This window comes from Bacillus velezensis (genome assembly GCF_001461825.1).
Taxonomy (GTDB): Bacteria; Bacillota; Bacilli; order Bacillales; family Bacillaceae; genus Bacillus; species Bacillus velezensis.
This window is the reverse complement of the sequence record NZ_LLZC01000012.1, coordinates 631,712-647,454: the sequence shown is the minus strand read 5'-3', so window position 1 is coordinate 647,454 and position 15,743 is coordinate 631,712. Positions and strand designations below refer to the sequence as shown.

Sequence of the window (15,743 nt, the reverse complement as noted above, 5' to 3'; positions counted from 1 at the left end):
TTCTGTTTAACTGCCGTATAAGCGGCTGATTCTCTCTTTTACTTCTGGAAGATGGAATGTGGCTTCGTGCATGTTCACCTCTTCCTCAACCGCTTTTGTCAGCTCTCTTTTGATCCGTGCGGTCACATTGGTTTTCAGCGCAACCAGTGAGGCTCTCGGTTTATCCGCCAGCAGCCGGGCTAATTCGCGGCCTCTTTGAAGGGCGTCTTTTTTCGGCAGCACTTCAAACGGAACTCCCCGTTTTTCCAGAGCGGCGCCGCTGAAGTTCGCGGCCGTAAACAGCATTTCTTCCCCGAGGACAATTCCCAGTTTTTCAGGCACAATATACGTCGCGCCCATTCCCGGTGTAAATCCGTACTTCATATAATTACAAGAATAAAAACTCTCCCTGCTTAAAATCACGAAATCCGAGCTCAGACCGATCGTAAAGCCGGCTCCGATCGCATGCCCCTGCATGACGGAAATCACGGGAATCCTGCAATCCAATAAAAGACTGTGAAGCTTTAAATCTGTAAATTGGAGCTTTCCGCTCTGAATGGTCAAAAGCCCCTCCTGCGTTCCTCCCGTGCAGAAATAATTTCCGTAACCCGTCAGAAGGACGGTTTTATAGGACGGATGGGCATTGATGTCTTGGAATACCCGGTGCAGCTCTCTGACAAACTCTTCTGACAGCCCGTTTTTCCCGGCCGTATCCTGCATTGTGACCTGCACAATGCCCGGTTCTGTTTCCTGTACATCAATCATTGGATTCATGTTTATTCTCCGTTTCTTTAAAAATACTCAAGCCTTTCCGGCTCTGAGTGTTTCTGATACTAGGTCGTCCATTCATACTTTCTGTGAAACTCTTTTATTTCAGCCAGCACCAATCGCGCTTTTCCTTGATGCGCATTCGGGATGTCTGCTGCGGGCGCGGCATTTCTTGTGCCGAATTTTACGATGCCGCTGTCTTGGAGCAGCCGGTCGTAATCAGCCATCGATAAACGGACGCGTTCATCCAAATGCCGGCTGATCTGAAATTGATTCTGCCGCGTCCGGCTTTGCGGCATAACGACACCGCTGTAAAATTCAGAGCAGCAGCCCGAACCGTATGAAAAACAGCCGACGCGTTTCGGCGTTTCAAAAGAGCCGTTATCAATCGTGCTGGCAAGAGATAAAAATACGGTGGCCCCCATGATGTTGCCGACGCGCTGGCAGTATTGAATCCCAGGCAGCACGCGTTGCTGAAAATCCGCTTCAATGTCTTGCGGCTTAGCCTTTTCCAATTTTCTCATCATCGTCCGATGCGCTCCTTTTACCATTCCGCCAAACGGAGTATGAAAAGAAAGGTATTGAAATGTATTCTTATAATCCGCCCCGCTCACACGCTTTCCGTATTCCTGAAATGATTTTTCACAGCAGTCCAAATAAGACATGAGCGACAGATCAGCATCCCCCGCTTCACTATCCGGAATCGGGCGGCAGGTATCCATGACTTCATACCCGTAATACCCGCTTGCGCCTTGATCAAGCAAAAAGACATGAGGGGTGCTGCTGACTAAAAGCGCCACAGCTCCCGCCCCCGCACTCGGTTCGGCATAGGACCATTCCTCCGTCAACGCGTCACCGCCTTCAGCCACTAAAAAGCGGGAAATATCCGTTCCGATGATGAGCGCTTTCGCTCCCGGCGATGTTTGCGATAAGATGAAATTCACGCCCATTTGAAACCCGGCCGTTAAAGAATAGCAAGCCTGTTTCACCTCAAATAACCGGCAATTCCGCTTCAGCTGCAAATAATCATGGACGTATGTACTGATGGATTTGCCAAAATCAATCCCGGATTCCGTACAGGTGATGACCATTTCAATCTGATTCCGTTCCTCTTCTGACAGAGAGTCGATAATCGGTTTTGCGGCATTTACGGCGAACGTAATCGGATCTTCAAACGGAAGCGCCACCACTTTTTCTTTCATCAGCAGGTTCTCAAACCTTTTTTTATCCAGGTTCCGATGTTCCGCAAGCTCCATGACGTCTACATACGCGGTTCCGCCAAACACGTTCATTGCTTCGATTCCTACATTCATTTCTCCAAGCCCCCAGAGTAAAGAGGCTTCCTGCGGAAGCCTCTTTTATTTTTTCGTTCAAAACTCAACAAGCAGCCTGTCAACGCCGTGAAATACAGGGCTCGGAACCAGATTCGGCTCTTGATCCTCAGTAAAACGCCATGCGGGCATCTGTTCAAAAAAGTGGGAAAGCGCGATTTTCGCTTCAAGCCGGGCCAGCGGCGCTCCTAAACAATAATGGCTGCCCTGACCGAATGACAGATGCTGATTCGGCTTTCGTCCAAAGTCAATCTGATCGGCATTTTCAAACTTCTTTTCATCTCTGTTCGCCGATCCAATCCACGCATACACTTTTTCTCCGGCCGGAATCGTTTTTCCGCCAATCTCGCTCTCAACCGCGGTGTAGCGGGTTACCCGCTGAATGGAAGGTCTGAGGCGGATGACTTCCTCAATAAAGTCAGGAAGGAGCACCTTATTTTCAAGCAGCCGGGGCAGAATGTCCGGGAACTCCTTGAGACTGAGAAATGAATTTCCGATCACATTTTCCGTCGTTACGTGCCCCGCGACGATCAACAAGCCGCAAAAACCGATTAATTGCTTGTCTGACAGCGGCTCTCCGTCTAAATCAGCTGAAATTAAATGGCTGATTAAATCATTTTGCGGCTGTTTTCTCCGCTGTAAAATAAACTGCATGAAGTATCCGATCATCTGCTTTTGCACTTCATTCATTTTCTTTTCATCTTTTACATTCTGGCTTTGGTCGACCCAGCTTTTAAAGATATCCCTGTCTTTCGGAGGAAATCCTAGAAGCTCTGCGATCACGATAATCGGAAGCGGAAATGCGTAATCTTCAATAATGTCCATCCTGCCTTTTGAACGGACGGCCTGAAGCAGGTCATCAGCGATAGCGGCTATACGCGGTGCAAGAGACTCAACCGATTTCGGCATGAACGGCTGATTGACCAATTTTCTGAAGACGGTGTGTTCAGGCGGGTCCATTTTCAAAAGGCTGTCTTTGTTAATATGCCGGATCATTTTTTCCTGTTTGTCCGCACTTAAGTATTTATGATCGGAAGAAAAATGACTGTAGTCAGAAATCACCCGCTTCACTTCATCATAGGTGAAGATTTCCCAGCAATCTTCCTTTTCATTGTAATGAACGGGAGAGGTTTCTCTCATCGTTTGGTACCACTTGTACGGCTGCTGCTGTCTGATTTTTGTTAAACTGGTCATTTTCATTCCTCCAAGATGTGATCAAGATTTGAAATGACCCGCCGAAGCTTACGAGTAAACCCGGCGGGCGGATATATGAATTTACGGTCTTGTTTTGGCGGGCTGCTTCAGCATCTCACCATGCACGTTCAGTATCTTTTCCTGCAGCTGCAGGAAGCTGTGTTCTGTCATTCCGTCTGCCGAATATAAAACGCCGCAAAATTCAGAAATCGTTTCGGCTGCGCTGTCTTCAGCCAATAACGTCATATGGTTGGATACCGCCACATCCATGATGGCGATGTTTGTCATATGCTCTTCCCACTGGCTCCAATAGTTGACGAAATCAGCGGATAAAATATCAGCCCTGATCGTAAAATACGGATCAAGCTCACCCAAGAAAATACCGTTTTTATTTCGAAAATAATAGCATGTCACCCCGTTCGGATCTGGAAGCGGCAGGAGTTCGTAATCAGTGATTTCGTAAGCGTCCTGAACATTTATATTCTGCCTGATCAGATTTTTCACCAACGCGTCCGTCTTCGTTAACCCCCGCTGTTTGGCTTTTGCGATTAATTGCTCTAAAAATATGTCTTCATGAAGATCGGCATCTAGTTCATCACGATGAATCAAGGTTTCAGAAATGCGTTCCGGATATTGATAGATTGGTGCAAATAAAGCCATGTTCACCGTCTGCAGCATCATATTTTTATCAAATAATTCATCAGGAATGTTTATTTCCCGCGCACCCGCCGAGTCAAAGGAGTCGAGCATGACGATTGACTCAACGGTTTCTCCAGCCAGCTGCAATTGCCGGGTGACTTCATAAGCGAGCATGCCCCCTAATGAATAGCCGCCTACATCGTAAGGACCCCGGGGCTGCACGGTACGTATGAGCTTAACGTAATATTCGGCCATGTTTTTAATGCCGCGGATCGGTTCCCGGTCTGTCATCCATCCTCTTGCCTGAATTCCGTAAAAAGGACGCCCGGTCCGTTCGGCAACAGGCTGGTACAGCTCCACTGCCCCCAGCGCGGAATGAAACCAGAAAATCGGTCTTCCCTTTCCACCCGGGTTAAGACAGATCAGCTCGGGCGGTTCTTGATCATCTGTCTCTTCTGATATATCGTTTTGTTTCGTATGTTCCTCATGTACTTCCTCGGTGTCTTTTTGGACAGAACCGGTCAGATACCCGGCTAATGTTGCGATTGTCGGATATTCATAGACCAGATTTGCCGTAATAGACGCTTGATAGGTTTTATTAATGGACTGAACCCATTCCACACCGATAATAGAATCCAGCCCCATCTCAATGAATGCTTCATGCTCATCAATATCTTCCGGCTTCAGAAACAGGATGTCCGCAAGGCTTTCTTTGAGCTCTTTGCGCAAAGTGCCGTCAGAGATGCCGGCAAGGGGCGTTTCTGCTTCCGGGATTTGCGGACGTACCGCTGTTTCCTCCGCTTCAGCATACTCGGGTTTCTTTATTTGCCCCGCTATATATTCCGCAAGCTCCTTAAGCGTCGGGTGTTCATACACCTTATTGGCAGTAACCTCAGTGTGGTGCGTTTTATTTACTGTTTGTATCCATTCAACCCCGATAATGGAGTCAAGCCCCATGTCGATGAAAGGCTCATCAGCATCAATATCTTCCGGTGACAAAAATAAAATATCTGCCAGGCTTATCCTCAATTCTTCAAGCAATGTTCTATTGTCTTCGAAAGCGGCTTTTTCTGGATGCCGGACAGAAAAAGTACAATCCAAAGGCTGTAACACGATCGGTTTTTGCAATGTCTCCGGTTCAAATGCTGTCATTTCGATCTCAGTTAAAGGAGTCAGAGAAATCAGCCCTTCATGTTCAGGCTGCGGCGAAGACGGGAGAACGGTTTGCGTTTCAGACTTTTTCATGGCTTGGCCTGGTAAAGAACTGTTTACATCAGCCGCCCAATACCTTTCTTTTAAAAATGGATAGGCAGGCAGCGGCGTTTTATAATATTTCCCTCCGTCAAAAAGCCGTGTAAAAGGAAGATCATACCCTCTGCAAAAAAGGTCAGCGATATGTGCCAGGCTTTCTCTGTACTGTGCTGGCGAAGCCGCTGAGCGGCACTGTTCAATGCATTCCATTCCGAATGTTTTCATTCCGGCTTCTTCTGCCGGCTTCTGATCCTTCAAATTGGACACAAACACACCCGGAAGCTCTCTTTTTACAAGCCACTCCGATAATACCCGCTTCAGTTCGTCCGCACTGCTTACGATACAGGCAAACCGGTGATGTAAATGCTTTCTGCCGAGCAGGAGCGTATAACTTATATTTCCCAGATCGCTGTCTTTGTTCTTGCTGAGTGAATCCAGCAGGCGTTCTGCCTGAATTTCCAGCTGACGCTCCGTCCGCGCAGATAAAGGAATGAGGCAGGCCGGTTTTGCCGGTGACCGGCGCACGGTTTGCGGCGCCTCTTCAATCACAAGATGGGCATTTGTTCCGCTGAATCCGAATGAACTGATGGCGGCTCTGCGCGGTGCATCCGGGTTCCGTTCCCACGGTATCAGCTTGTCATTCACAAAAAACGGGCTGTCCGCAAATTGAATATGCTGATTGGCTTGGTGAAAATGCAGGGAAGCCGGAATCTGCCGATGCTTCAGCGACAGCAGGATTTTAAACAGTCCGGCCATCCCCGCGGCCGCAGCGGCATGTCCGAGATTGGTTTTCACAGAGCCGATGGCGCAATATCCTTTTTTATCCGTATAGCGGCGGAAAGCGCGCGTTAAGGCGCCGAATTCGATCGGGTCGCCCAGTGCAGTGCCCGTTCCGTGAGCTTCCACCATTTGAATGGTTTCCGGATCAATGTGAAAAGTGTCATAGACATGCCGTTCCAATCGTTCTTGAGATAGCGCGCTTGGAGCGGTGATTCCGTTTGTAGCGCCGTCCTGATTCATTGCCGAGCCTTTTATGACGCCGTACACATGATCTCCGTCACTAACGGCGTCGCTAAGACGTTTCAGCACCACCGCTCCCACGCCTTCACCCGGCACGAACCCGTCCGCGCTTTGATCAAACGTATGGCAGCGTCCGGTCGGTGACAGCATATTCGCCTTATTTGACGACTGATAAAAAGCGGGAGTGGATTGAATGAAAACCCCGCCCGCCACCGCCATTTCCGTTTCTTTCGTCCAAAGCCCCTGACATGCCAAATGAATGGCTGTCAGCGAACTGGAACATGCTGTATCAACAGTGATCGCCGGACCTTGTAAATTAAGGTGATAGGCGATCCTTGCCGGAGTGACGGAATTATGATTGCCCCAAAACGCCTGCGCGGGCCCCTGCTGTTTAAAAATGGCCTGGTAATCTCCGCCGCAGGAGCCGGCATACACGCCGCATTCCCGGCCTCTTACCGAGTCTCCCGCATATCCCGCATCTTCAAGCGCTTTCCATGATTCTTCCAAAAACAGCCGCTGCTGAGGGTCCATATAGGTCGCTTCACGTCCCGATATATGAAAGAAAACGGGGTCAAAACATTCAATGTCCTCTATAAAACTGCCATACTGGCATTGGCTGTCAGAGACATCCCATCTGTCTGCTTTTTTAATCAGCTCCCGTCCGGCAGCTAAGTGTTCCCAAAACTCATGGACATTCTCCGATTCAGCAAACCGCCCGCTCATCCCGATAATCGCGATCGGTTCTTTTTCAGGTAACACAGCTGCTGATTTTACTGTATCGGCCGGATCCTTTTGTTCGGGGCGGTACGTCATTTGATACGGCTCAGAAACGCTGATGACGATTTTCCCGATATTTCCGCGGTCATCCAGACAGTGATACGCTTCTTTTATGTCTTCAAAGGAAAAGATTTTTGAGATGACAGGCTGAATGACTCCCTCTTCCGCCAGCCGCTGCAGTTCCAATTGATAGTCCTTGACCTGATCCGGATTTTGAAGGGACAGCTTCCGCAAATCCACGCTGTGAAACGATTGATTGTTATGAAGGACGGACAAGTCGACTGATTTAGCGGATTTCAGCGCAGTCATGGCAATTTCGATATATCTTCCGCCCGGCGCCAGGCAATTCATCCCTTTTTGCATGGCATCACCGGCCAGGGTATTAATGACAACATCCACTCCACGGCCGCCGGTCATTCGCATGATTTCCGTTTCAAAATCTTCTTCTAAATAGCAAATGGTATTGTGGACCCCGAGCGAATGCAAATACTCAATTTTTTTCTGTGATCCGGCCGTGGCATATATTTCCGCGCCGATATGCCGGGCCATTTGCACCGCGATCAGCCCCGTTCCTCCCGTCGCGGTCTGAATTAATATTTTTTCGCCTTTTTTAAGTCCGGCTTTCCGGAAGGCGTCTATCATTGTCACCGCCACGGTGGGAAGAGCGCATGCTTCTTCAAAGGTCAGCCGGGCCGGTTTATGATAGACTTGATGTTCTTTACATGTGATGAGATTCGCCTGAGATCCAAATTCCTCTCCCATGCCGACAATCACTTCATCACCTGGAATGACGGATGTTACATGCCTACCTGTCTTGATCACGACGCCGCTTGCTTCAAATCCCGGAGTGAACGGATAAGGCGGCATCGTCGGGTACAGCCCTCTGACACAAAGCAAGTCTCCGAAATTTAAAGAAAAGGCGCGGACGGCTATTTGAACTTCGTCATCTTTTGTCTCGGGCACTTCACTGCGGGCAATCATCAGATCTTCAATGCCGCCCGGACGGTCAATCACAACCCGGAACATTCCCGAGTCATCGGACTTTGCGAAAGAAGGCGGCATACGTTCTTGTTTCGGTTTCTGATAACCGGTTTCCTTTCTTTCCGTCTGCAGAGGTTTTTCAGCAGGCCGTTCTTCCTGAAGCGCCGGGCGGATTTTCGCTCTTTCGGTCTCCAGAGACGAGGCTATGATGGTTTCGTATTCTGCCGAGATATAACCGGTCAGCAGTTTCACATGATAGTAATCAAATAAAATCGTTGTCTGCAGTGTAAGATTCAAACGCTTATTAATCTCGTTAATCACATTGACGGCCAAAATGGAATCAATGCCGTATTCAGAGAAATTCAGTTCTTCCTGAATATCCTCTTCTTTCATTTTTAATACATCGGCAATACTTGTTTTGATGACAGAGCGGACATGGGAAGCGACCGATTCCCCATCAGCCTTAACAGCTTGATGCTCCTCTGGCGCGCGGCTGCGGGAAACAGGCTGTGCGGGCTTTCGGAAAACTTCGGCCGGGGCGGCGTATGGCTTTCTGCCGTCTCTGATCCCTTGCATCCGGACGAGTCCGTCACTCTCAGCTGCGATAATCTGCTGACCTAAATCATGAGCCGTTTCAGCAGGGAAACAAACCGCTCTGTATCCTTCCGAATGCAGCACACACTCCCACGATTTTGGATATAAGCCGGGACTTCCCGGAATCCGAAGCTCAGCATCCTCATAGGACCACCACCCGTCAAGCAGCCCGAAGGTTAAATGGGTAAAAACAGAACGATCGCTGATTTCGTTTATCAGAATCATCCCGTTGTATTTCAGGAGCGCTTTCAGACGGCGAAGTGTCAAACCGATATTTTTTGTGGCGTGAAGCACATTGGCGGCGATGATAATATCGTAAACACCCGTTTTGATATTTTGTGATTCGCAAGGCTCCTCCGCATTAAACAAGGCTGTTGTCAAATACGGCACATCAGGTCCGTATTCCTGTTCGGCATGCATTAAAAAAGCTTTAGAAACGTCCGTATAACAATATTCCGCAATCTGTTTTGCGAATGGTTTCAGTTTTGTAAACAGCATGGCGCTCGTTCCGCCCGTCCCGGCCCCTACTTCTATCAGCCTGATGCGGGCATCGGGGTGTTCTGTAAGATAAGCTTTCAAGTAAGCGGCCGCGGAATCTGCTAACACTTCATTAAAATAATCCGCGACAGGATTATGCTTATAAACACCTTCAACGAGCCGCATTGATGAATCGGGAAATACGATATCCGTAGCCGGACGTTCCCCTTTTAAAATGGAAGGCATCGCTTTTATCGTCGCCTCAGCCAATTCAGCTTGCGCCTGCTCCCCATTGGGAAGCAGGCGTTTATGGGCATTCCACTCATTCCAGACTGTGCGGCCGTCCGGGCGCTGATCCCTGAGGAGAGTGATCGTGTATCCGTCATACGTGATATACCCGTTTTCTTTTAATAGATTCAGGCTTTCTTCCAGCCATCTGCCGTATGTGCCGATCACGCCGGCGCTCCGCATGGATGCTGAAGCTGTGGTGACAGGCTCGCTGAAAAACCCGATTGACTGTAATTGGTAAAAGAGCAGTTTGCAAAGAAGGCTGTTCATATGCGCAACTCCATTTCTCGTTTTAAAGTCTCAAGCCGTTCATTCCGATCCGGATTTTGCCGCTTGACGCTTTCCATAAATGAAGGCTTCGGGCCGGATACAACCGATATTGCATCTTGATCCGTCAGCGCGGCTAAGCCGTGCGGAGCAGCTTTAATGAATGCCGCTTGGCTGAACGGTTCTGATAGTAAGACTTCCAGAGCCTCCATTGCTTCATCGGGTTCAATAGAACCGATCCCTGACGCCTCCATCCGTTTTCTGTAAGACGGGTCTGATACAACGCCCAGACTGCCCCAATATCCCCAATTCATGACTTTCACTTCACAATCAAGCAAAGAAGCGATATGGCGGGCAAAGGCGTCTTGAAATGTACACCCTGCCGCATAGTTGCTTTGCCCGGCATTTTTTGTGAAAGAATTAACGGATGAGAAAAACAGCACAAAATCAAGCGGTTCTCCCTTAAAAGCTTCGATCATTCGGACGCTCGTATTCACCTTAGCTGAAAAAGCGTTTCTGAAAGAAGCTTCATCCATATTCGCCATACTTTTGTCGGCAAGCGTTATCGCGGAATGGATGACTCCCGTTATATTGCCGTATTGCTCTCTTACGGAACGGACGGCAGCCTTAAGCGCTGCGGCATCTTGAGCATCAGCCTGTATATAATGCGGCGCGGGGCCTGCTAGCGCCAGCCTGTCTATTTTGCTCTGAATCTCCTGATCCTTCGGCCGCCTGCCGATCCATATCATTCGTGCCTTGTAACGGGTGATCATGTATTTGCTCCATGCTTCTCCAATGCCGCCCGCTCCGCCGATGACAGCATAAACGCCGCCTTCTCTGTACGACATACGCGGAGCGGAACTTGTCAGCACTCGGACTGTTTTTTGCTTGTGCCAAGCTCCGTTACGGTACGCAGCAGCATTTCCGTCCGGATCTGGAGGAAGGCGCCAGATGTTTTTCATCTCAGACGAATCACTGCCTTCTTCTGTATCAATCAGCCTGATGTCCCAGTTCGGATATTCTTTTGCCAATGAACCGATCAAACCGTGTACACCTGCATGCTCAGGCTGCTGCAGATCACCCGGATACACGGACTGTGTCTGCCGGGTGACCGCCGTAAAGCTGATGTTTCGGTTTCCATACCCGAGTGACAGCAGCGCTTTGATGAAACGGAAACATTGAATCACCCCATTCTCCTGCTCATCAAGCATTTCCTGACTGACGGATGCGGGTGCGAAACGATCCGGCGCAATCCATAAGAAATGGCGGATATCCTGATACCCGGCTGTCAATTCACGTAATGTTTGCTCGCTTGAATGATCCGGCGTCTCCGCCAGATGGGCGCGGGGCCACATTTTTGCCGCAGCCTTTATGGTATGTCCCGGCTTTCCGATGATCAGCAATTGTTCCTGATCAACCGCTCGATTTTCTTCCAGAGAAAAGAAAGTTTTGTCCCAAACAGGGGCAAGCATCGCTGTCTGAACTTCCTGCCGCTTGCTTTCGGTTTGGTTTGTCTGCCGGACAGCCCGGCAGGAGAAGCCTGTCAATCTCATACAAACAGCGCCGTTTTCATCACATAAATCAATATCCAGCGTCAGCGCTCCGTTATCTGACCGATCGCTCTGTTTGCGGACAAGCGCCCACATCGTTTTCTGAGTCGGCTGAAATATTTCTGCCTGCCTCAGGGAAAACGGCAGCATCGGAGTGTCTCCGGCAGTATCTGAACCGGCACCCAGTGACGCCTGAAACGCGGCATCTAGAAGACTCGGGTGGATGACAAACTGATCGGCGGTACTGTCTGCCGTTTCCGGCAGCGACAGCCGGGCTGCAGCGCCCCTCTCTCCGATCATCAGCTGATCAATTCCTTGATGGCTCGGCCCGTATATCATACCCGCATGCCGGAAAGCCTGATAAACCTCATCAGACGTCATAACCGATTGGCTGCACCCGGACAGCCAGCCCTCTAAGTGAACTGACGGAACCGCTGCTATCTCTCCTGATACCGCGGTGCCTTTACTGTATAAAATCCGTTCTCCCCCGGGTCCTTCCGATAGGCTGTAAATCGTAAATTCAATGTCTTCATTTTCCTTAAGGATAAGGCTGATATGGACTTCTACATCCGTCCCCTTATGAACAACAGGCCTCATCCATATGAGATCTTTTAAATACATTCCTTTACGTCCGTCCGGCACAGCGTATGCGGCACGCTCAACGGCCGCCCTGGCCATTTCGATCACGGCGGCTCCCGGGAGCACTTTCTCCCCATTGACTGTGTGATCAGTGAAAAAGAATTCCCGTCCGGTAAAAACAGAAGTGAATTTCAGCTCCCACAGATCGGATGTGTTTTCATGAAGCAGCGAATGGATCACCGTTTTGCCGTCATCCCGTTTTGAAACCGCCTCGGCTTCATCTTGAATCCAGCATCTGACCTTTGCAAACGGATAGGCGGGAAGGCTGATTCTCCGGGGTTTTTGTCCCGAATATAACAAGTTCCAGTCCACATCGACTCCCTGCACCCACATGTTCAGCAAATGACCGTACTTTCTCTTTTTCAGCCATTTGCCCATGGCTTCCTGCAAATCTTCATCAGATTCAAACACAGCCACTGTCTCATGATTTCGCTTCGCCCGCCCCCTGTAAAGATGCGGTGCGTTTTCATTTTCCAAGTACGATCTGAGCTTGTCCTCCAGCTCCTTAAGGGAGTCCGCAATGAAAGCCAGCCGCTCATCCATCGCTTCCCGCCCCGCTTGTAAAGTGTATGCGACATCAAATAAGTCCGGCTTATCCGTATGCTTCTTTTGAAGAAAAGCAAGAAGGCGCTCCGCATATTCTGTCAGACGCTCCCCATTTTTCGCAGACAGCAGAATGACAGCCGGCTCTTGGCTGCTGATTGCTTGTTTTACAGGAGCCTCATATTCTTCAATAATGATATGCGCGTTAGAACCGCCCGCACCAAAGCTGCTGATCCCCGCCCTGAGCGGCTGTTCTTCTCCGTCTGCTGCAATCAGTTTCCAATCTGTTAATTCCCGGCAGACGGAAAACGGCCCTTCGTCAAATTGGATATTCGGATTTAAAACATCCGCATGCAAAGATGGGGCGATTTGTTTGTGCTTCATCTGCAGCAGCACTTTTGTGACAGCGGCGATGCCTGCTGCCGATTCCCCATGTCCGATATTTGATTTGACAGACCCGATGAGACATGTTTCAGGAACATCACCGAATGCATCGGTTAAAGCCCGGATTTCAATCGGATCGCCTAATTTCGTCCCTGTCCCGTGCGCTTCCACATAGCTGATCTGGCCCGGAGATACCCCCGCTTCCTGTAAAGCTTGAGAAATGACTTCGCTTTGCGCCTTGGGGTTCGGTACGGTGTAACCGCTCGCTCTCCCGCCGTGATTAATGGCAGCTCCTTTAATGACGCCGTAAATCCGATCTCCGTCTTGTACGGCGTCTTCTAAACGTTTAAGAAGCAGCACCCCGACCCCTTCTGCCGGAATATAGCCGTCACCCCCGGCGCCGAAACTCCCGCAGTGTCCTTTAGATGAGATGAACTGCCCCTGGCTCAGCATGAAGTACTTGTTAGGATGAACGGTGAGATTCACTCCGCCGGCAAGCGCCGCGCGAATCCGATGATCCCGCAGATCCCGGCACGCCATGTACAATGAAGTCAGCGAACCCGAACACATCGTATCGACCGAAATGCTCGGCCCTTGAAAATCGCAATAATAGGAGACACGGTTAGCAATGGATGAAATCCCGCCGGGGAGCCCGATATGCCGTCCTTTCACTCCCGCTTCAGCCGCGAATAACGGGTATTCCTGATACATGACTCCGGCATACACACCTACCTGACGGCCCAGTTCAGGTGATGTCCTCGTATATCCCGCATCCTCCATCGCCATCCACGCATGCATTAAAAACAGCCGTTCCTGAGGATCAAGGTGTTCCGCTTCACGGGGGGAAATCTTAAAGAACTCAGGATCAAAATCGGCGATCCCGTCAATGAATCCGCCCCATTTGCTGTAAATCGCTCCCGGCGCCGTACGGTCCTCGGAAAAGTAATGTTCCCATTTCCAGCGGTCTTTCGGAATTTCGGTAATACAATCCTTTCCTTGTTTGAGATTTTCCCAAAACGCATCGATATCATCGGCCTGCGGATACTTGCCGGAAATTCCGACAATGGCAATATCCAGCGGGTTTCCTTTCGTTTTCTGACGGCTTTGATTCCCGGACGGGGCAAAAGACGCATTTTCAAGCCGATTTGGCTGAAGCACTTCTTTCACAGACGCGTTTTTCAATTCCGCCAGCTGTTCTCCGGTATGGCTGAGGACTGCGGCGTCAAATGAGAGAAATCCGTCTTTTTTATGTTTGATTGTATTCACCACATAGACGGTATCAGACATGACAGGTCCGTAAAGCGTCAGCCTCTCAATCATGAGCGGAATGTGAATCCGCTTTTTCAGCTGCAATTCTTCTTCACCGAGCGACATATAACATGAATTCAATATAAGCGGGTCAAATGCAAAGTGATGCAGATCGCCTTTTTCTTTTTTTCCTGATAAGTCCAGCTGCAATAAAAAGGAGCTCTCACTCATTTTGTATCCCGCCGTTACCGTTTTCAGCATCGGGCCTATCGTGAAGTCGGCAACCGAATCGTACAGACGGGAAATGACATCCGGCGCTACCTTTTGTGCATGCGCCTTCATTTGTTCAACGTCATATGATTTTTTTACGGGTGCCTCTATACCTCTGCTTATTTCTCCTTCGGCACACGTCTTCCGGCTTTCTTTACCGGAGACAGTGTAGCTTGCGGTAAAGCGTTCGGCACTCTTTTCTGCCGCAAATGAAATGTCAACATGTGCGGCCTCTCCCGGCTCCAGTGTGACGGGCCCGCCCGTAAAACGGATATCTTTCAGCCCGGCGGGATACGTGCCGGAATGAGCCGCTCCGGATGCTTCAAGCACCAGACACGGATACACTACACCCATCAGTGCCGGTTTGCCGAAAACCAGATGATCCTGAAGGAATGCTTCATGTTCATAGAAAGTAAATGTCTGACTGCCTGATTGCGTTTCAGAGACCGGTGCTGCATCCGCGACAAGGCCGGGAGATTCATCTGTTCCTTTTGTTTTTATGTCTTCAAGCAGTTCGGATATGCTGCTGCATTCAAATAAAAGAGTCGGATTCAGCCGCAGATCAAACGCCTCTTCGATGTCTTTAATAATGGCCAGAAGCTGTGACGATTCAAGGCCTAATTCAAAAAATACGGTGTGCGCATCATTTCTTGTGACAGGACGGCCTACGTATGTTGAGAAAATGCGGTATAAGGTTTCCTCCATCTGCTGAACGTCTGGTATCAGCTGCCGGTCTGTCCGCACCTTTTTGGCTGTCAGGCCGAGCAGTGAAGCAATATGCGCACCGCTGGGGTTGTAAAAGTCAATATCCATTTTCACCATTTCAGAAGGCGTGCCGGATTTTTTCGAAATCACCGCGTAACAGCGCTCCGTAACCGTCTCAGCGGCAATAAACGAATCATAATAAATCGGTAAAAACAAACCGGCGCCTGCAGCTGTCTGCAATACGCCGGAGGCCATGGCGGCACCGTCCATCAGCGCGGGATGAAAGAGAGTGCCGGGGAGATTTTCCTGGCATGAATCAGACTGCCGAATATCAAGGAAACATTCCTCTTCATTTGCATAGATCTCTCCCTCCGGCTTCATCAGCCCGTCATGCGACAGTCCGCGGCTTCTCGCGTCTTCGTAAACCGTATGCAAAGAGACTGATGGAAGTGCGGCTTGTTGTTTTTTCTCCTCTGCGTCAAGGCGCCCATCTGATGAGAAGACTCCTTCATGCACCTCCGCTGATAAGAAAACCGTCCCGGAATCCGCCCCGCAAATCGAGGCTGTCCAGAACTCCTTTTCTTTACTGAATATGACACTCACATCAAGCCGCTCTGACCGTTTCACTGATAAAGGATGATAAATGGTCACCCGTTTCAGACAGATGGAACGGAATGAAAGATCAAGGCTTTGCTTTGCCAGCTGATACAGCATATCAATATAGGCCAGACCGGGCATGACAGATTCTCCGTGAACAAGATGGTTTTTCATAATGGGATGTTCTGCCGTCAGGCGCAGATTCACTGTTTTTTTCATGGTTAGTCCCCTTTTAAAAACG

Annotated in this window: 5 protein-coding genes; all 5 read right to left on the bottom strand. The window is 49.6% G+C overall.

What is annotated here, in order from left to right; genetic code table 11:
* Window positions 1-6: 6 nt before the first annotated feature.
* Window positions 7-753 carry a polyketide synthase gene (locus AR442_RS07200; RefSeq protein ID WP_014305356.1) on the bottom strand — a complete coding sequence of 249 codons (747 nt, stop codon included), beginning with the start codon at window positions 751-753 and terminating at the stop codon, window positions 7-9.
* A gap of 59 nt (window positions 754-812) precedes the next feature.
* Window positions 813-2,060, bottom strand: coding sequence for a hydroxymethylglutaryl-CoA synthase family protein (locus AR442_RS07195; protein WP_053284904.1), 1,248 nt, complete (start codon window positions 2,058-2,060; stop codon window positions 813-815).
* 57 nt (window positions 2,061-2,117) lie between these two features.
* On the bottom strand, window positions 2,118-3,272 hold the full coding sequence (locus tag AR442_RS07190) for a cytochrome P450 (protein WP_053284905.1): 1,155 nt from the start codon (window positions 3,270-3,272) through the stop codon (window positions 2,118-2,120).
* Window positions 3,273-3,353: 81 nt separating this feature from the next.
* Window positions 3,354-9,569, bottom strand: a complete 6,216-nt coding sequence (locus AR442_RS07185; RefSeq protein ID WP_053284906.1) for a beta-ketoacyl synthase N-terminal-like domain-containing protein — start codon at window positions 9,567-9,569, stop codon at window positions 3,354-3,356.
* Window positions 9,566-15,721 carry a type I polyketide synthase gene (locus AR442_RS07180; protein WP_053284907.1) on the bottom strand — a complete coding sequence of 2,052 codons (6,156 nt, stop codon included), beginning with the start codon at window positions 15,719-15,721 and terminating at the stop codon, window positions 9,566-9,568. The genes AR442_RS07185 and AR442_RS07180 overlap by 4 nt, the downstream gene beginning before the upstream one ends.
* Window positions 15,722-15,743: the final 22 nt, after the last annotated feature.